This window comes from Shewanella sp. HL-SH2 (genome assembly GCF_051164935.1).
In the GTDB taxonomy this organism is placed as follows: domain Bacteria; phylum Pseudomonadota; class Gammaproteobacteria; order Enterobacterales; family Shewanellaceae; genus Shewanella; species Shewanella glacialimarina.
Map to the genome: position 1 here is coordinate 980,664 of NZ_CP195035.1, position 18,807 is coordinate 999,470.

20 protein-coding genes are annotated in these 18,807 nt (G+C 40.9%); 5 read left to right on the forward strand and 15 right to left on the reverse strand.

Going from position 1 to position 18,807, the window contains the following annotated elements; all coding sequences use genetic code 11:
* Positions 1–153: 153 nt before the first annotated feature.
* On the reverse strand, positions 154–1,035 hold the full coding sequence (prmA, locus tag ACRWP9_RS04235) for a 50S ribosomal protein L11 methyltransferase (RefSeq protein ID WP_434928028.1): 882 nt from the start codon (positions 1,033–1,035) through the stop codon (positions 154–156).
* A gap of 368 nt (positions 1,036–1,403) precedes the next feature.
* Here prmA and ACRWP9_RS04240 point away from each other — a divergent pair, with 368 nt between their 5' ends.
* Genes ACRWP9_RS04240 through ACRWP9_RS04250 form a run of 3 tightly spaced genes read left to right on the forward strand, consistent with a single transcriptional unit; the run spans position 1,404 to position 4,908 of the window.
* A complete protein-coding gene (locus tag ACRWP9_RS04240; RefSeq protein WP_226411576.1) occupies positions 1,404–2,141 on the forward strand; it encodes a fumarate reductase cytochrome b subunit in 738 nt (245 codons plus the stop codon).
* A gap of 12 nt (positions 2,142–2,153) precedes the next feature.
* Positions 2,154–4,163, forward strand: a complete 2,010-nt coding sequence (locus ACRWP9_RS04245; RefSeq protein ID WP_434928029.1) for a fumarate reductase flavoprotein subunit — start codon at positions 2,154–2,156, stop codon at positions 4,161–4,163.
* A 1-nt stretch (position 4,164) separates the two neighbouring features.
* Positions 4,165–4,908 (forward strand): fumarate reductase iron-sulfur subunit, encoded by a 744-nt coding sequence (locus ACRWP9_RS04250; protein WP_434928030.1) that lies wholly within the window; start codon positions 4,165–4,167, stop codon positions 4,906–4,908.
* 99 nt (positions 4,909–5,007) lie between these two features.
* Here the strand turns inward: ACRWP9_RS04250 and ACRWP9_RS04255 are convergent, their stop codons facing one another.
* The 6 genes from ACRWP9_RS04255 to trxA all read right to left on the reverse strand — a co-directional run bounded on the left by ACRWP9_RS04255 (position 5,008) and on the right by trxA (position 9,491).
* Positions 5,008–5,685: a GNA1162 family protein gene (locus ACRWP9_RS04255; RefSeq protein WP_434928032.1), complete on the reverse strand. Its 678-nt coding sequence runs from the start codon at positions 5,683–5,685 to the stop codon at positions 5,008–5,010.
* Entirely contained in the window at positions 5,685–6,050 is a 366-nt protein-coding gene (locus tag ACRWP9_RS04260; RefSeq protein WP_434928033.1) for a DUF4810 domain-containing protein, read from the reverse strand. The genes ACRWP9_RS04255 and ACRWP9_RS04260 overlap by 1 nt, the downstream gene beginning before the upstream one ends.
* Before the next feature lie 9 nt (positions 6,051–6,059).
* Positions 6,060–6,419: a hypothetical protein gene (locus tag ACRWP9_RS04265; RefSeq protein WP_434928035.1), complete on the reverse strand. Its 360-nt coding sequence runs from the start codon at positions 6,417–6,419 to the stop codon at positions 6,060–6,062.
* Positions 6,420–6,431: 12 nt separating this feature from the next.
* The gene (locus tag ACRWP9_RS04270; RefSeq protein ID WP_434928037.1) at positions 6,432–7,436 is read right to left on the reverse strand and encodes a CsgG/HfaB family protein; all 1,005 of its coding nucleotides are present in this window, start codon (positions 7,434–7,436) and stop codon (positions 6,432–6,434) included.
* Between the two features lie 249 nt (positions 7,437–7,685).
* Positions 7,686–8,951, reverse strand: a complete 1,266-nt coding sequence (gene rho / locus ACRWP9_RS04275; RefSeq protein ID WP_226411573.1) for a transcription termination factor Rho — start codon at positions 8,949–8,951, stop codon at positions 7,686–7,688.
* Positions 8,952–9,164: 213 nt separating this feature from the next.
* Complete coding sequence (trxA, locus tag ACRWP9_RS04280; protein ID WP_434928038.1) at positions 9,165–9,491, reverse strand: thioredoxin TrxA; 327 nt, start codon at positions 9,489–9,491, stop codon at positions 9,165–9,167.
* Positions 9,492–9,833: 342 nt separating this feature from the next.
* Here trxA and rhlB point away from each other — a divergent pair, with 342 nt between their 5' ends.
* Both rhlB and ACRWP9_RS04290 read left to right on the forward strand, forming a co-directional pair.
* A complete protein-coding gene (gene rhlB / locus ACRWP9_RS04285) occupies positions 9,834–11,138 on the forward strand; it encodes an ATP-dependent RNA helicase RhlB (protein ID WP_226411570.1) in 1,305 nt (434 codons plus the stop codon).
* Positions 11,139–12,077, forward strand: coding sequence for a Ppx/GppA phosphatase family protein (locus tag ACRWP9_RS04290; protein WP_434928040.1), 939 nt, complete (start codon positions 11,139–11,141; stop codon positions 12,075–12,077). It abuts the gene before it with no gap.
* A 92-nt stretch (positions 12,078–12,169) separates the two neighbouring features.
* Here ACRWP9_RS04290 and ACRWP9_RS04295 read toward each other — a convergent pair whose 3' ends face one another.
* From ACRWP9_RS04295 to tatA, 8 genes are all read right to left on the reverse strand, one after another.
* A complete protein-coding gene (locus ACRWP9_RS04295) occupies positions 12,170–12,721 on the reverse strand; it encodes a thioredoxin family protein (protein ID WP_434928042.1) in 552 nt (183 codons plus the stop codon).
* 207 nt (positions 12,722–12,928) lie between these two features.
* Positions 12,929–13,939 carry a porphobilinogen synthase gene (hemB, locus tag ACRWP9_RS04300; RefSeq protein ID WP_434928043.1) on the reverse strand — a complete coding sequence of 337 codons (1,011 nt, stop codon included), beginning with the start codon at positions 13,937–13,939 and terminating at the stop codon, positions 12,929–12,931.
* A 13-nt stretch (positions 13,940–13,952) separates the two neighbouring features.
* Positions 13,953–15,884 carry a sensor domain-containing diguanylate cyclase gene (locus ACRWP9_RS04305; protein ID WP_434928044.1) on the reverse strand — a complete coding sequence of 644 codons (1,932 nt, stop codon included), beginning with the start codon at positions 15,882–15,884 and terminating at the stop codon, positions 13,953–13,955.
* Positions 15,884–16,696: a TatD family hydrolase gene (locus ACRWP9_RS04310; RefSeq protein WP_434928045.1), complete on the reverse strand. Its 813-nt coding sequence runs from the start codon at positions 16,694–16,696 to the stop codon at positions 15,884–15,886. Before ACRWP9_RS04310 ends, ACRWP9_RS04305 begins: the two co-directional genes overlap by 1 nt.
* 7 nt (positions 16,697–16,703) lie before the next feature.
* The gene (locus ACRWP9_RS04315) at positions 16,704–17,258 is read right to left on the reverse strand and encodes a hypothetical protein (protein WP_434928046.1); all 555 of its coding nucleotides are present in this window, start codon (positions 17,256–17,258) and stop codon (positions 16,704–16,706) included.
* Positions 17,259–17,304: 46 nt separating this feature from the next.
* Positions 17,305–18,060, reverse strand: coding sequence for a twin-arginine translocase subunit TatC (gene tatC / locus ACRWP9_RS04320; RefSeq protein WP_226411556.1), 756 nt, complete (start codon positions 18,058–18,060; stop codon positions 17,305–17,307).
* A gap of 3 nt (positions 18,061–18,063) precedes the next feature.
* The gene (gene tatB / locus ACRWP9_RS04325) at positions 18,064–18,507 is read right to left on the reverse strand and encodes a Sec-independent protein translocase protein TatB (protein ID WP_434928047.1); all 444 of its coding nucleotides are present in this window, start codon (positions 18,505–18,507) and stop codon (positions 18,064–18,066) included.
* Positions 18,508–18,513: 6 nt separating this feature from the next.
* A complete protein-coding gene (gene tatA, locus ACRWP9_RS04330) occupies positions 18,514–18,744 on the reverse strand; it encodes a Sec-independent protein translocase subunit TatA (protein ID WP_226411552.1) in 231 nt (76 codons plus the stop codon).
* Positions 18,745–18,807 lie beyond the last annotated feature (63 nt).

An 18,807-nucleotide genomic window follows, 5' to 3' on the forward strand; every position in this document is an offset into this window, starting at 1 on the left:
AGACAATTAATTGACTTAATATCTGCGGTTTAGGGGGATATATTTTTGTTTTTGAGCACTGATGGGGGTTGCAGCTAAGCAGTAGATAAGCTAGACGCGTGTAAAACAATTGTAACCCTTGTTATACGCGCGTCTGTTTGCTTAAATAGTAAACTATTTTTTTGTTCCGTTTAAGCGAGTCCAATCTTCTTTATGGCACGCTGGGTCCATATCAAACCATTGGCTATAGAAGTCAGATACATCTTGAGCCTGTTCGCGTAATAAACCTGACAGGGCTAGTTGACCACCGGTTTTTACTTTTTCAGCAATTAATGGGGCTAATTCTTTGAGCGGCCCCGCTAGAATATTGGCGACAAGCACATCAGCTTGTAAATTCACTGGCTGATCTTCAGGTAAATAAAGTGATAATTTATCTGCTACATCATTTCGTTCAGCGTTAGCGGTAGAGGCGTCTATAGCTTGATAATCAATATCCACACCGGTGACTTTTTTGGCCCCGAGTTTGATAGCGGCAATCGCTAAAATACCTGAGCCACAACCAAAATCGATAACTTCTTTATCAGCTAAATCTAAGCTGTCCAACCACTCAAGACATAATGCAGTTGTAGGGTGTGTACCTGTGCCAAATGCTAAGCCAGGATCTAAAATAACGTTAACCGCTTCTGGGTCAGGAATAGGGCGCCAGCTTGGGCAAATCCATAAACGTTGACCAAATTGAATAGGGTGGAAACTGTCCATCCATTCACGTACCCAGTCTTTGTCTTCTACCTGTTCAATTTTATGGTTAAAACCAGCGCCTAAAAATGGCATAGATTCTAAAAATTCAATCGTGGGTGCTAAATCGGTGCCTGCATCAAATAACGCAACAACTACCGTATCTTGCCAAAGTGGAGTTTCACCTAATTTAGGTTCAAAAATGGGTTCGTCTTGGCCATCTTCATAGGTAATGGAAACAGAACCTTGATCCATTAATAAGTCGCCTAACATATCTGCATTGTCGCGATGAGTGTGAATGCGCAATTGGATCCAAGCCATGGGGTGTTCCTAATCTTTGATAAAAGTGGTGTTAATGGCGGCTATTATACCCAAACCATTTACAGATGCGCACCTTAGTATGGATTTTATCTTGTTAAGATTTTGGAGTGACATTATGAACGTGATGACGGTTAATTATCGCGACATGATCATTGTTATTGTTTGAATTACGCAAATTCGTTTTGTTAGTTGGTCAAGTCATTGGGTTTGTTTGAAATTTCAATCTTAAACACAGTGTGATCAGCCTCTAAGTCCGACATGATAATAAGTGAGCAAGGTCACGGTTTGTTTTATCGCCAATGATGTTGTTTGAAAAGACTTGATATGGTCAAGTTACCTTATTGTGCCAGTACCGGATGTAACAATTTATGGAATCTCAATCCTTGCCTGCAAAAAATAATAATGTGAGTGCTGCTAAGGGTTTTTCTCATCCAATTTGGGCTGCAAGAGCAGACAGTTTACAAAGTCTATCCGGGGCATTACTTGGGCTATTTATTATTGCGCATTTGCATTTTGAATCCAGCATTTTGCTGGGAAAAGAAGCTTTTTACCAGGTTGCTCAATTTCTTGAAGGGGGGATTTTCAGTGAAACGGGTCATGGTTATCCATTATTAACCCAGATATTTTCAGCGTTTATGTTAGTTGTGGTGATGATCCATGCCATTTTTGCCTTGCGCCGCTTTCCGACTCAAATTGGTCAATGGCGAGCATTACGGCAACAAATGCATTTTTTACCCCACGAAGATACCAAAATATGGTTCTGGCAAATGGTGACAGGTTTTTTATTGTTTTTCTTAGTGCCGGTGCATCTATTTACCATGATCATGAATCCTGAAATTGGCCCGCATTTATCTGCCGAGCGAGTTTATTACGATAATGTCTGGATTCTGTATATCTTACTTTTACCCGCCGTTTTAGTGCACGCCGTGTTTGGTTTATATCGTGTTTGCGTGAAGTGGGGATTAGTACAGCAACGTTTTGCCTTACTTAAGTTTGCCAAGGTGCTGCTGGTATATTTGATGATTATTGGTATTGCCAGTTTAGTCGCTTACATTGTGATAGGGCGAACCCTTGAGTTGCCTGTTATCCCTTTTGCGCCAACTTAATAAGGAATAAACATGCAAATAATTTATACCGATACATTAGTGGTTGGTGCAGGTTTAGCCGGTTTAAGGGTTGCTATTGCGTCTAAAGAGCGCGGTCTTGATACATTAGTGCTGTCACTCATTCAAGCTAAACGCTCTCATTCAGCAGCAGCCCAGGGAGGGATGCAAGCTAGTTTGGGTAACACAATAAAAGGCATGGGCGATGATGAAGATGTGCATTTTGAAGACACAGTAAAAGGCTCTGACTGGGGCTGCGATCAAACCGTTGCCCGTATGTTTGCCCATTGTGCACCTAAAGCAGTACGTGAGTTAGCCAATTGGGGCGTACCCTGGACACGCATCACTAAAGGTGAACGCCAGGTGATAGTTAATGCACAGAAGGTCACTATTAATGAAGCCGAAGAGGCGCATGGGTTAATTAATGCCCGTGACTTTGGCGGCACCAAGAAATGGCGCACTTGCTATACCGCAGACGGGACTGGGCATTCATTGCTGTATGCGGTCGATAATAAAGCGATTTCGTTAGGTATTCCTGTACACGAACGCATGGAAGCGCTAAAGATTATTCATGATGGCAAGCGCTGCCAAGGCGTGATTGCTCGCTGTTTAATTACTGGCGAGGTTAGGGCGTATATTGCCAAATCAACCACGATAGCTACTGGGGGTTATGGTCGTATATATGAAGTGTCTACCAACGCCATTATTTGTGATGGGATAGGCCAAGCATTGGCATTAGAAACTGGCGTGGCGACATTAGGTAATATGGAAGCGGTACAGTTTCATCCTACTGCCATTGTGCCCGTAGGTATTTTAACCACAGAAGGCTGTCGCGGTGATGGCGGGTTATTGCGCGATAAAGACGGCTATCGTTTTATGCCAGATTATGAGCCTGAAAAGAAAGAATTAGCATCACGTGATGTAGTGTCACGGCGCATGACTGAGCATATGCGTAAAGGCAAAGGTGTCGATAGCCCATATGGCCCACATTTATGGTTGGATATTACCTTGTTAGGCCGCAAACACATTGAAACCAACTTGCGCGAAGTGAAAGAAATTTGTGAAAACTTTCTCGGTATTGACCCCACAAAAGATTGGATCCCCGTTAGGCCAACTCAGCATTATTCTATGGGCGGCATACGCACAACGCCAACAGGTGAAAGCCCGCAGTTATCTGGCTTATTTAGCGTAGGAGAGGCTGCCTGTTGGGACATGCATGGTTTTAATCGTTTAGGCGGGAATTCTCTAGCAGAAACCGTGGTTGGCGGGATGATTATTGGTAAATATGTTGCTGACTTTGGCGAGAAAAACAATCTGGTTATTGATACTGACCTCATTAATCGTTTCGGTGGTGAGTTAATTGATGAGATTAATGGTTTAGTGGATGGTGAAGGCACCGAAAATACCTTTGAACTTAAGCTGGCGATGCAAAAAATTATGATGGATTACGTCGGTATTTTCAGAAATGGCGATGAGTTACAACAAGCCGTAGATGAGTTAAGTCAGTTGCTTAAACGTTCACGCAATATCGGACTAAGGTGTAAAAAACGCCATGCTAACCCTGAGCTAGTAGAAGCATTACGCCTAAGGCGAATGCTAAAAGTGGCGCTAACTGTCGCTTGCGGTGCAAATGCGCGCACCGAAAGTCGTGGTGCTCACTCCCGTGAAGACTTTCCACAACGTAATGATAAAGACTGGCTAAACCGGACATTATCAACCTGGCCAGATGCCGATGCTTTAGCGCCAGTACTGAGTTATGAGGCGCTTGATGTGATGCAAATGGAACTGCCACCGGGCTATCGTGGCTATGGTGTAAACAATACGATTGCGCATCCCGATACCGAGAAGCGTCAGCAGCAAATAGACGCCATTCTTGCCAACTTAGGTATTGATGCTGACCGATATGCCAAGCAGGCAGCAATCATGCCATTCACCTTACCTGACGAGCTAATGCCGCTAAATCAGCGCTTATCAGACACATTAAATTGTGCTGTGGTCAGTGCAACAATGGTGGGAGATAAATAACATGAGCCAAGCTAGAACAATTCGTTTTTCAATTTTTAGATTTGATCCACAAGACCCTAACGACAAACCGAAAATGGTTAACTATGAAGTGACTGAAGCGCCCGGTATGACGGTGTTTATTGCGCTGAATATGCTTCGTGAGCAACAGGACCCTTCACTGCAATTTGACTTTGTCTGCCGCGCAGGCATTTGCGGCAGCTGCGCCATGGTGATTAACGGCAAGCCCACATTGGCTTGCCGCACTTTAACGGCCAATTACCCTAAAGGTGACATTATATTGATGCCATTACCTGGGTTTGAATTAATCGGCGATTTGTCAGTTAACACCGGTAAGTTTATGCGCGAGTTGGCCGAACGTTTACAGTTGTGGTTACAGCCAAATAATTTTGATAGTGATATTCATCGCATCGAAACACCCATGGATCCAGACGAAGCGGCCAAGTTATATGAACTCGACCGTTGTGTAGAGTGTGGTGTATGTGTGTCAGCCTGCGCCACCAAACAAATGCGTGAAACCTTTGTTGGCGCGGTGGGTATGATGAAAATTGCCCGCTTTGAATTAGATAGCCGCGATACCCGTACTGCGGATGATTTTTATCATGTTATCGGTAATCAAGATGGGGTATTTGGCTGTATGACTTTATTAGGCTGCCAAGATGCTTGCCCGAAAGATTTGCCTCATATGCAACAGATTGCTTACTTACGCCGTAAGATGGCGATAGCAAGCCCGAATAGGATTTTGTAGTTGATGTATTGATTAGCGATAAACTGAGTGATACAAAAATGCCGCTAACCTTTATTAGGGGGAGCGGCATTTTTATCAGAGGTAGAGGTTCAATAAAGATTAGAAATTAGCTTTTGGAGCCTCTGCCATTGCAGGTATAACATTTTTGTCATTGCCATCCTTTAAATGCTTTGGATGATATTTCCCTACAGGAAGCGTCATCACTGCATTTTCGTGAACTTGTCTTGCGACTGGCACATAATCTGTAGCTGCGGTTGAAACCGCGGTAACGATGATATCCGCAATTAAGTTACCTGAAGAGCTGGATGTATTTATTGCAAAAGTATTTTTGTAAGACCAAATAATTTCGTTGGTCGTCGTAGACATAAGCACATATTCCATGCCCACGGTAACATTGCCTGCAATAACTAGGTAATTAGTTTCCCAGTTTGTTAGTTTAATAAATAATACCGAATCGGCACCAAATTTCTCTTTATAACTGGCCATTGGTACGCCTTTAAGTTGGCTTCCATCAATAACACCAGCATCTTTGAATAAATGATTAACAATAGGTATAGATAATACGTAATAACCTTTATTTGCTAAAGGTTGTGCAACTGTGGCATTTAAAAAGTCGACAGCTTCAGCTGCGGTTGTTTCGTTAATTACGGGAACAATGAGTATAGTTTGTCGATTAGTATCACCATACATACTAGGAAAAGCAGCTTCTTTAGTCGTTGTAGTTGAAGTGCAGCCGGTAAAAAATAGGATAAAAAGTAAACTTAAGAGGATGCGCATTATAATGTTCCTTTTTTACTATCGGCAATTAATCGTTCAATAAAAGGTTGAGATTCAGGATAAAGTGCTGATTCTTGTCGATAGAAAGCGATACTTTCTTGCTCTGCACCCAATTTAGCTTTGATAAAACCAAGCTCAGCAAAAATACCAGGGGGCACTTTCAAGTTCTTTTTCTGAGAATAGTCAACAATTTTATACAACTCTTCGACGTGCCTATTGAGTGTTTGCTCAGAAGGATTTTTAATGTAGTCATAATAAGTTTCTGAATATCCTCCCCAGTAATAGCCACTCTCTGTCACTGCTGCACAACCACTTAATATCAAAAATACCGCGGATATTAGTGAGTACTTAATTTTAGAATCCATTTTTCTTCCTTAAAGTCTTATTGTTCTTATTTGTCCATCAGCCAAATAAAGTGATTTGGCATAAATTGTTGCGCCTTGTAGATCTTTTATCAAAATTTCGTGAGTACCTTTGTCTACCTTAATCGATAAAATCTGATTATTCTCATCAGCAGCATCAGCCGCACCAGCAACACCTGTTTGATACGGGGTTAAATCTGATTGAGTAATAGTGTGATTGACAATTTTGCCTACTGAAATCGTATTACCCACTAATTGTTTAGCGATAACAATTATTTGCTGCTCGTGAGCAAGCCCTGTTTCTTTGTGTTGTACATTTGCACCACATGCCGTGAGCAGTAAGCTAAAAATTAATGTAAAAAATACTCTCATAACCTGATTTCCTTATTGGTCTGATAGGTAGTATTGAGAAAGGTCATCACCGATATTGCCTTCAATTAAGCTCACAAATGAAATTTGTTCAAATTCATCTGTACCATAAGTAGAAAGCACTTGAACCTTGCCGATTTGTTTCCCTGGTAAACTAATCAAACCTCCAGTTTGTGGATTTTTAACTTGTTTGCCTTTTTGATAGACCATCAATTCTAAACCTGTTGATAGACCTTGAGCCTCACCGCCTGAAATAATTAAGGTGCCATCTTCATTTGATAAGAAAAAGGATTGCCAAGGCTTTGCGATCATATTTTCAACTAAGTTACTGATCATTTGCGAAATAGCCTGTGATAAGGCTTTGTCAGTGAGGCTTTGATCATAAGCGGCAGATGTTCCTGCTCCGAAGCTTTTTTGTGTTTCAGTTACCGCCTCTCCAGCGCCTTCGACTGAGCTAACAATACGTCCTGTTTCCACATCGACTAATCTGACGTTGACTTTAGCGTACGCTTTTTGCATTTTCGAACGTGAAAATAATCCTGTAGTACTCTCAACAGAACGTCCGAATTCACTTACTGATCCAACAATTAAATAATCTACCGATACGCCACTTTCATTAATACCTTTGAGAATACTTTCTGAGTTGACTTCATTTTGATCTAATCGTTCAAACATAATGAATTGGTTGGTGTCCGCCAATCTAGCACTTAAAATATCGGCAGCTTGTTTACCGATTCGATTACCTGCATCATTTACCAAAAAGCTGTTTGCAGCTTGGGTTTCATTGGAGAAACGTGCAATGGCTATTTTGCGTTTTAGAAATGTTTGATTTTTTTCTTGTGAAATTGTTGATGAGTTTGTGGCATCTAAACTTGTTGCAGATGCTCCCAATGGAGATAAAAATATCAACAATGCTGATATAAAAAAGTTCCGTATTTTCATATTAATCTCTTTTGTTGGAGGTGATGTAAAGAGACAAATCAAGTACAAAAAATAGGTATATTTAGAGTAAATGGTCACATCCCTTTAGACTCCGCAAATATAGCATTTTGGCATATATTTATTCAAAGTATTTTCTATATAAAATGAGTTAAATCAGGAACTTTAAATATTGAATGTAAAATATAACAAAGGTGCTGATTTATTTCCTATGTATCAGTGCAGCTGTCACTCAAGCAAAGATAGCTCGATGCTATAGGTGTAGATACAAAAATGCCGCTAACCTTTATTAGGGGGAGCGGCATTTTTATTAGATATAGAATGTATGTCTTAAGACTTAGCGCGTTTCATCGCGGTGAAGAATTCTTCATTTGTCTTAGTCATTGCAAGCTTATCGATTAAGAATTCCATTGCTGATACTTCATCCATTGGGTGAAGTATTTTACGTAAGATCCACATCTTCTGAAGTTCTTCAACTGTAGTCAGTTTCTCTTCGCGACGAGTACCGCTGCGGTTGAAATCAATCGCCGGGAACACGCGCTTTTCAGCTGCTTTACGAGAAAGGTGTAACTCTTGGTTACCTGTACCTTTAAACTCTTCGTAAATCACTTCATCCATTTTCGAACCAGTATCAACAAGTGCGGTAGCAATAATAGTTAAGCTGCCGCCGTGCTCGATGTTACGTGCTGCACCGAAGAAACGCTTTGGACGGTGTAGTGCGTTAGCATCAACACCACCGGTAAGCACTTTACCTGATGATGGAATAACTGTGTTGTATGCACGGGCTAAACGAGTGATAGAGTCTAGTAAAATCACTACGTCTTTTTTGTGTTCAACTAAACGCTTGGCTTTTTCAAGTACCATTTCGGCAACTTGAACGTGACGGCTTGCTGGCTCATCAAAGGTAGAAGCAATAACTTCGCCTTTGACCATGCGCTGCATTTCGGTCACTTCTTCTGGGCGTTCGTCAATAAGTAATACCATTAACACCACATCAGGGTTGTTATAAGTAATACTTTGGGCGATGTTTTGAAGTAATAATGTTTTACCCGCTTTTGGCGGCGCAACAATCAAACCACGTTGACCTTTACCGATAGGAGAACATAGATCAAGAATGCGTGAGGTAATATCTTCTGTTGAACCATTACCGCGTTCCATACGAAGACGTTCTTCAGCATGAAGTGGGGTTAAGTTTTCAAACAAAATTTTGTTACGTGAGCTTTCTGGCTTATCGAAGTTAACTTCAGATACTTTTAGCAGGGCAAAATATCTTTCACCTTCTTTAGGCGGACGTATCTTACCAAAAATGGAGTCACCAGTACGCATATTGAAGCGGCGAATTTGGCTAGGTGAAACATAGATATCGTCAGGGCCGGCTAAGTATGAACCATCTGAACTTCTTAAAAATCCAAAACCGTCTTGGAGGATTTCTAATACACCGCCACCGAAGATATCTTCTCCGCTTTTGGCATGTGATTTTAAAATCGAGAAGATAATATCTTGCTTACGGGCGCGAGCCATATTTTCTAGTTTCATGCTTTCTGCAAGTGAAACAAGATCTGAAATCGGCGTGTCTTTTAATTCTGTTAAATTCATGTATGGGAGTCTTGTGTTACGCGACAAAGCTTACCGCAATCAATCAGTAGGGGTATTGAACAGAGTTTATGACTGAAAAGCGAGAAAAGGTTAAATTGAAAAAATCTGAGGTAAATTTATCACCATATTAGGCTGACGTCCAGAATTTTAGGTACAAAAATGGCACAAATTGTATAAAACTTGTGCCATTTCGCAATTAGACTCTAAATGAGATTAGATTTGAGCGTCAATAAACTCTTTTAATTGCGTTTTAGACAGCGCACCAACTTTGGTTGCAGCTAACTCGCCACTTTTAAACATAAGCAAGGTTGGAATGCCACGAACGCCAAACTTTGCAGGTGTAATGCTGTTTTGGTCAACGTTCATTTTGGCAACAGTCACTCTACCTGCATACTCTTCTGCTACGTCATCTAAGATTGGCGCGATCATTTTACAAGGTCCACACCACTCAGCCCAGAAATCGACTAACACAGGAGTGTCAGACTTTAATACGTCGTTTTCGAAGCTGTCGTCGCTTAGGTATACTATTTTGTCGCTCATGTTGTTCTCCAGATTTGGTTCCATTGCTAGTTTATTAATGGCTTACCATGTATATTGGGTTAGTTGAAAAGCTTTTCAAGTGACCGTGTAAATATCCGCAATTTTTATATTTGCCATTATACGCAGAGCATCATCCGCTGTTAAATAGTTAAGGTGATTTTTTTTTAAGCTTCTCAGTGCCCAGTCTTTTTTATAACCATTTGATAATTAATTATTTATCAATAAAGAAGCCTGTGCAGTGAGGTGCTTTGAACTCTGCATATATAATATGAACGGATAAACAATGTAGCTATTTCAAACTATCGTATCTTTTTTTGCAACCCCAACTAGTATGCTGGTGCCATGAGCCAAACACATTTATCTACCAAAAAGTTCGCTGACTTTCCGCTGCAAGATGCAGTTTTATCAGCCTTAAACGAGAACGGCTTTGAATTTTGTACCCCAATCCAAGCCTTATCATTACCTATTTTATTAAACACTAAAGATATCGCCGGCCAAGCCCAAACGGGCACAGGCAAAACCATGGCGTTCTTAGTAGCAACTTTTAATCACTTACTCACATCTGCTGCCCCAGAAGGGCGCAAAAATACTGAACCGCGTGCCATTATCATGGCTCCAACTCGCGAATTAGCGATTCAAATTGCTAAAGATGCCAATTTACTGGCTAAACATACTGGCTTAAAAGTTGGGATTGTTTATGGCGGTGAAAGCTATGAAACACAGCGTGAAGTATTAGATAAAGGCGTTGATATTTTAATTGGTACCACAGGTCGAATTATTGATTATGTTCGCCAAGGTGTCATTAGCCTGAATCATATTCAAGCCGTGGTATTAGATGAAGCCGATCGTATGTTCGATTTAGGCTTTATTAAAGATATTCGTTTCTTATTTCGTCGTATGCCAGACGCTAAAGCGCGTTTGAACATGTTATTTTCTGCCACACTTTCAATGAAAGTGCAGGAATTAGCCTATGATCATATGAATGACCCTGAGAAAGTGGAAATCGAACCACTTGAAAAAACCTCTAAAAACATCAAAGAAGAAATTTTTTATCCTTCAATGGAAGATAAAATGCGCTTATTGCTTACTTTGATTGAAGAAGACTGGCCAGAAAAAGCTATTGTGTTCTCTAACACTAAACACAGCTGTGAAAAACTATGGTCATACCTTGAAGGTGATGGACATCGTGTTGGGTTACTGACAGGCGATGTACCACAAAAGAAACGTATTCGTATTCTTGAACAGTTTACCTGCGGTGATTTAGATATTTTAGTCGCCACAGATGTAGCAGCCCGTGGTTTACATATCTCTGATGTATCGCATGTTTATAACTATGACTTACCTGATGATTGTGAAGATTATGTACACCGTATAGGCCGTACTGGTCGAGCTGGCGCTAAAGGTATTTCAATCAGTTTTGCCTGTGAAGAATATGCATTAAATTTACCAGGTATTGAAACCTATATTACCCACGCTATTCCTGTATCTGATTATGACCGTGATGCATTACTGGATGATATTCCTCCGCCAGTGCGTATTCATCGTAAACACCCTACTACCCGTACCCGTGATGGTGCAAGTAAAGGTGCTCATCGAAGTGGAAGCAGTAATACACCATCGCGTCATCGGACTCGCAGACCGACGTAAATGCCTCAATTATCATCCTTACCTGCATACGCAGCCATCACATTAGGCTCTAATAGCTTTAATATGTTGGTTGCGGTGACTGTGGCTGGTAAGCCACAGATTATTGCCAAGTATAAGCGCAAAGTGCGTTTGGCAGAGGGTATTGGTGATGATGGTTATTTGTCGCATGAGGTGATGCAACGGGGGTTAGATTGTTTAGCTCTGTTTGCAGATATGCTAAAAAAACATCGTGTTAATCAGCATGATGTTGCAGTAATCGCTACCGCCACATTGCGTGTTATTGCTAATGCAGATGAGTTTAAGCAGCAGGCTTTACCTATATTAGGCCATCCGATAGAGGTTATTTCAGGTTTACGTGAAGCTGAATTAATTTATCAAGGTATGGTGGCAACTACTACAGGCATAGAAAAACGCCTCGTGATTGATATTGGTGGTGCCAGTACCGAGTTTATTGTCGGTAAGGGCCGTAAAGTGTTATTTAAAACCAGCGTACCCATGGGCGGGGTGGTTTTTAATCAACAATTTTTCAATGCTACGCCTTTTCAAATGCTTGATTTTTCCCAAGCAAAAGATGCCGTTAAAAATATTTTATCAGAACACATGCAGTCTCTGACTAACTTAGGCTGGGACAAGGCTGTGGGTGCATCAGGAGTTGTGCAATCTGTTGTGTCGGTATTGCAACATAGGCAAGTGTCTGAAGTGATCACCTTAACTGTGCTGCAATCATTACGTGATGAGATTTTAGCTCAGTCAGATTTGCTTCTATCCGATATTGAAGGATTAACGGCAGAACAAGCACCCACTTTTGCATCTGGTGTCGCCATCCTGTTGGCATTGTTTGAATTATTATCAATTAAGCAATTACATCTAGCGGGCGGCGCATTACGTGAAGGCGTATTGCAAGTGCTGGCGGATAAGCAACGCGTACCTAATACATGAGTTACTAGGCCATCAGCGCTAAGCTCAACCGATAGAACAATAAAAATAGGTCGCATAATGCGACCTATTTTTTGCCATTTAGCGAGAACTCATTATTTCAAAATGTTTACTAAGTCGGCTTCAAGTGACACTTCTGGACGCTCTACAATACGGCCGATTTCATGACTTTTTTGCTCAATAATAAAGGTAGGAATACGCGTGAAATCATATTTAGCTGCTAGCCCTTCAGGGTCAAGCTTGCTGCGGTCAACTCCTATATAGGTCACTTTAAGGTTTGGGTTGGCAGCTGCTTCGATTAAACGCATAAAGCGGGGTGTTTCACGGTGGCAATCCGGGCACCAGGTACCAATAATAACGACTATGTCAGTGGGTTCTGATACTTGCTTTAATGCCGCTATTTGCGCCTCATCAACCCCGTAATCTTGGTACTCAGCAGCATAGCCTGGTAAATCTTTTGCAAGTGTTTCAGTTGTAACAATACCGGTAATGATCACTTCTTCTTTCTCCTCACTGCAAGTTGCGTTAAACCCTTGCGACTCTTTTTCAAATCCACAACCACTGTTGGCGAAAACGGGATCCACTAATGCTTGGCTGCTGAAAATAAGTGCGCTGGTGGCGAATAATGTCTTAATGCTATTGTGCATGATAAAGCCTCTGTGCAGAAGGAAATAGTGCGAGGGATATTCAAACATGAGTTGATTTAGCTGTTAAGTCATAACCATGCTGGATGTTAACTTAGTCACTAAATTAATGGGTTAAATGCTCAAAATGAGACTTAAAGCATATTCGCATAGCAGTGAATAGACAATAAAAAAGCCCAGAATATCTGGGCTTATCAAAGGTGATAAAATCTATTTGTCGTCTTTTAACCACTGAGCCGCACGTTTAGCAAAGTAAGTTAATATCCCATCAGCACCAGCACGTTTAAAGCAAAGTAATGACTCCATTACGATGGCTTTTTCCGCTAACCAACCATTTTGAATTGCGGCCATATGCATGGCATATTCACCACTGACTTGGTAGGCGAAAGTGGGTACCGCTAACTCTGTTTTAACACGGTAGACTATATCAAGGTAAGGCATGCCAGGTTTCACCATCACCATGTCAGCACCTTCTTGAATATCTAAAGCAACTTCGTGCAATGCTTCATCACTGTTAGCAGGATCCATTTGGTAGCTATGCTTATTGCCACCCTTTAGATTACCAGCAGAGCCAACCGCATCACGGAAAGGACCATAATAATTAGAAGAATATTTTGCAGAGTAAGCCATTATTTGGGTATTAACATGACCAGCCGCTTCTAACGCTTTACGGATCTCACCAATACGGCCATCCATCATGTCAGACGGCGCGACAATATCAGCACCTGCTGCAGCATGTGATAGAGCCTGTTTGACTAAAATTTCAGTTGTGATGTCATTTAAAATGTACCCTGTGTCATCAATGATGCCGTCTTGACCATGGGTGGTGAACGGATCTAATGCGATGTCTGTCATCACACCCAGTTGCGGGAAAGCTTTTTTTAACTCGCGAACAGCGCGCTGCACAAGTCCATCATCATTGTAAGCTTCCTCTGCCATTAATGATTTTTTCTCAGCAGGCGTTACTGGAAATAAAGCAATTAACGGAATGCCTAGCTCAACTAACTCAGCGGCTTCTTTTAATAATAAATCGATAGAGAAGCGTTCAACACCTGGCATTGAAGCCACTTTTTCGCTGCGCTGCGTTCCCTCTAGAATAAACATCGGATAAATTAAATCATTTACGGTCAGCTGGTTCTCGGCCATTAAGCGACGACTAAATTCATGTTTACGCATGCGGCGCATTCTGCGCTGAGGAAAAGCACTAGTAATAATATTCACATTCTACTCCAGGTTAAGATTCTTCTGATGCTACTGAGTGAAGACGGACTCGATTTCTTCCACCACGCTTGGCTTGATACAATGCTTTGTCTGCTTGGTCTAATAAAATAGTTGGGTGATCATCACTATCAATAATCGCCACAGAAATACCGATACTAATGGTAAGCGGAATATCATGGCTATCCCACTTTATCGCTAATACTTCAATGGCATTGCGTATTGTCTCAGCCACTAACATTGCACCATCTCCATCAGTATTAGGCAATATAATAGCAAACTCTTCACCACCAAAACGTGATACGAGATCGGTTGGGCGCTTTACATGTTCAGATAAGGTGTGAGCAATAATTTGTAAGGTATGATCGCCAGCTAAATGACCATAGCGATCATTAATACTCTTAAACTTGTCAATATCGAGCATTAGTAGTGCCATTGGCGTTTGTTGGCGGCGGCTGATACGCCCCTCTGCAATCAGTCTGCGATCAAATACGCTACGATTTTTGACACCCGTTAGACTATCGATAGTGTTCTGCTCGGTGAGTTTTTGATTAACTTCATTTAGTTCACGTAAAGTCACTTCTAACTCTAAGGTGCGCTCCTGGACCATTTGCTCTAACAGTTCATTGGCTTCTGTCTCAGCTTTAAAAAATTCTTCGCGGTTTTGCCTTAAGCGCTCAGCCTGCTCTAATGCTTGCTGTTGGATATCTAATTTAGATTTACGCTCATCGTTATAGCGAATGGTTAATACTGCAGCCATAGTGATAACTTCAATACTTATCCCTATCATTAGGGGCGTTTGCACCGCCATGCCGATATCAAACATACCTAGATACATCAGGCAAGAGATAATACAACTAGCAAGTAGTATAACGCGCCCTAACCCATATAAACGTGCATTACGCTGTCCTGCCCAAGCCTGGGCAATGGTAATAAAGCTTAAAATAATGCATACCAAAGCGACGAAAAATAATAAAACATATATCGCGATACTATAGTCAATAAACGGCAGTATTATTGCCAACAAAAACGCAATAGCGGCTAATAAACGGCAAATTTTTAGCATCTGTAAGTTGTGATATTTGAGCAGTAGCACCTTTTCAGTGAACATTAAGTTAAATCCCAGAATAATGGGAATAAGAAAAGGAACTATGATGTTTTGCACTTGGGGCCATTCTGACCATAAATATCGGAACGAAACACCATGAATGGTGGCAACTAATAACGCTAAACTTAATACATAGCCACTGTAATAACTAAAGCTAAATGAGCCAGAAGTTAATGCGATAAAAAGACTAAAAGTACCAATAGCAACCAATAAACCGATTTGTAAGCCATAACTGAGATTTTTGGTTTCAATTTCTTGGGTTAAATCATTTGGTGACCATAAAATTAACGGTAAATTGGTACTGCCTAAGGTGTCGATTTTGAGTAAAAACTGGTGAGTTTCACCTGGTTGTAAATCAAAGGGGAATAGAAAAGTATTACTTTGTAATGGTCGGTTATTAAACGTTAATGCATCCCCCATATAGGCTGTGCTGACTAATTCTCCATTCACTTTGTGATAAAGAGTTATATTGTCAATTAACGGGTTATCAAGGGCAATAATACGAGTTTGATAGTCGATTGGCGAAAAAATACTGAAGCTAATCCACAGATCTTTAACACCAATAAGTTCAGTATCTTCTCGGGTTATTTTACGCCAAGTGGTGGGTGCTTGTTGTTCTAGTTCTGCTAAGTTACTGATGTTTTTCTGTGTTTGAATAAACATCCAGTCATGTAAATTAATTTTGGTGATAGAACTTTCTGTGAGACGAACAGGTGGTTGATGACTATAATTTTCATTGTTAGCAACACTTTGCTGAGTGAGTAGTAATGAGCACAAAACCAAAAAGAGCAAACCAAATAGTTTGCTAGGCATGAATGCTGAAATTGGCTGATTATTCATTACTTTGTACCAGTAATATTGGCAGGTAAGTTAAAAAACGTACTGCTGTTTTGATAACAATGTTGCGCAACTACAGCATAATCTTGATTGCGTAGTTTCGCTATTGATTCGACAATATAAGGTAAGTATTGGGGTAAGTTTTTACTTGATTTAGGCTTAGGGCGCATACTTCTTGGTAATAGATAAGGCGCATCAGTTTCTGCCATTAAACGGTTGTTGGGAATATACTTCACTAACTCAGCTAAATCTTGTCCGCGACGTTCATCACAAATCCAACCTGTAATGCCAATATATAAATCAGCAGCTAAACATGCGTCGAGCTCTGATTTGTTGCCGGTAAAGCAATGCAATACCGCCTTAGGTAAGTGGACTTTATACTGATTAAATATGGCGATAAAGTCATCATGGGCATCGCGACAATGCATATAAACCGGCATGTTGAGTTCAGCGGCTATCTCAAGTTGAGCTGCAAATGCTTGTCGTTGTTTATCACGCGGAGAAAAATCACGGTTATAATCTAAACCGCACTCACCAATAGCAACCACAGTTTCATCTAGGGCTAATCGTTTTAACTCATTGGCACTGGTATACGTCCACGTACTGGCATGGTGAGGGTGCACACCTGCTGTACAAAATACGTGTAGGGGATGTTGCTTACATAGGGTAATGGCTTGGCCACTTTCGTCCAGGTCAGAACCAATAACGATTAAAGGCGAAACATGATGTTTCGCCGCTTGTTCTATTATGTCGCTGCTGTTTTCTATTAAGCTTGAACTTAATAAATTAACTGCAATATCGATATGCTGGATCATTAATAGTTTACTTGATCCGCTTTACTCGAGTGGTTGAGTTGCGATCATCTGTGCCAAGTAAAAATGAGCTTAACGCGCCTTTTTCGATATAAATTGTTTGCCCTTTATTGATTCTGTAGCGATCACTCTCAGTTTGTTTCCAGACCTGCCCATTGGTTAGCGTAATAGTGAATGCCCCATAAGGGTTTGTATTAATCTCAGCAACTTTGAAATATAACTTCTCTATGTCTGCTTCAATGGTTTTTTGAAAACCAAAGGCATCGACTGGCATAGAAGATGGCGTTGCCGCTACAGGAACAACTGCTTGAGGGGTTGACGCGATAATAGTTTCTTTAGTCGTCACAGCTGACTGAGCCGCCACAGTCGACGGTAAAGTGACCGCAACAGCATGACTATTTTTAGGTGTTAGTGCAATTTTAGCCGCTAAATCATCATAACAAACTAGGCGATCGAGCTTATCGGCTTTAATTGCACAAATTGATAATTGTTGTTCTAATTCGGTATTTGCTTGTGCAGAGTTAGAGGCCACAATAATGGCTGCTGCAATCCAAGTTAAGCGCATGATTTATTCCTTGTTATTATTAACTAATCACTGGTTGGATTAAGGATTAGCCATCAGAGTGCTCATTTGTTGGCACATCTTCTTCGTCGTCTTTTGGAGTATACATCTTAGCAGCTAATAAACCGCCTTCAAATAACAGTAGCATAGGAATTGCTAACATAGTTTGCGAGATGATATCAGGAGGGGTAAGGATCATGCCAATAACAAATGCCCCTACAACGATATAAGGACGTTTCTCTCTTAATTCATCAGGTGTTGTTACACCTGCCCAGCACAGTAATACCACTGCTACCGGGATTTCAAATGCTAAACCGAAAGCAAAAAATAGCTTTAAAATAAAACTTAAATAACTACTGATATCGGTAGCAACTTGCACGCCTTCAGGCACAACACTCGTAAAAAATCCAAATACGACAGGGAAAACAACATAATAAGCAAAAGCGATGCCTAGATAAAACAATAAGGTACTGCTAGCAAGTAGCGGCATAACCAAACGCTTTTCATGTTTATATAATCCCGGAGCCACAAAAGACCAAATTTGATACAACACATAGGGTATTGCGACAAAGAATGATAACACTAATGTTAATTTGAAAGGTGCAAAAAACGGCGCCGCAACATCGGTTGCAATCATACTGCCAGTTTCTGGTAATGATTTCATTAATGGCAAGGCAACATAATGGTAAATGTCATTAGCCCAATAAACGCTAATAATAAAAACCAGTAGCACACTGCCAATGGCTTTAAGTAATTTTGTGCGTAATTCTAACAAATGGCTAATAAGCGGTAGCTGTTGCGACATGAATTATCCGTTTGATTTAGGGCTAGAGTGGCTAGTGTCTGATGTCGATTTAACAGTTTCATCACCTAGTTTGTCTTCGCTAGGCTGACTGACTGTTGAGTCATTAGCTATTGATGCTGGTGCTGGTGATTTTGTCGGATTAATGTCTTCGACCTGATAAGGACGATTTACCGATTGGGCAGCCTGTTTTAATTCATCAATTGATTGCTGTAGCTCAGGTGACAAATTGCTTAAACCTTTGCTTTCTGCTTTTTTTAAATCGGCATGTAACTGCTCGATTTTAAGCTCTTGCTCAAGTTCATCTTTAACTGAATTGGCCATGCGTTTAATCGCACGGATCCAGCCAGTGATTGAACGTACTGCAACTGGTAAACGTTCGGGGCCGAGAACAACCAGCCCCAAAATACCAATCAGCAGCAGCTCCATAAAGCCGATACCGTCAAACATAATAAATTACGCCTGTTCTTTGCTCTTAGACTCAGGCTTTTTTTCATCAGCCTGTTGAGAGGTTTGTGCTGTGGCGTCTTCTAATGACTTTTTCTCATCTTCAGATGACATGGCGTTTTTAAAGCCTTTTACGGCACCGCCTAAATCACCACCTAATGAACGAAGTTTCTTCGTTCCAAATAATAACACTACGATAAGTGCGACGATTAAAAGCTGCCAAATACTGATGCCGCCCATGGAATTTCCTCTTTAAAATATAAAATGGTGTCTTGTTTCACAAAACTTAAAAAACCATTATAA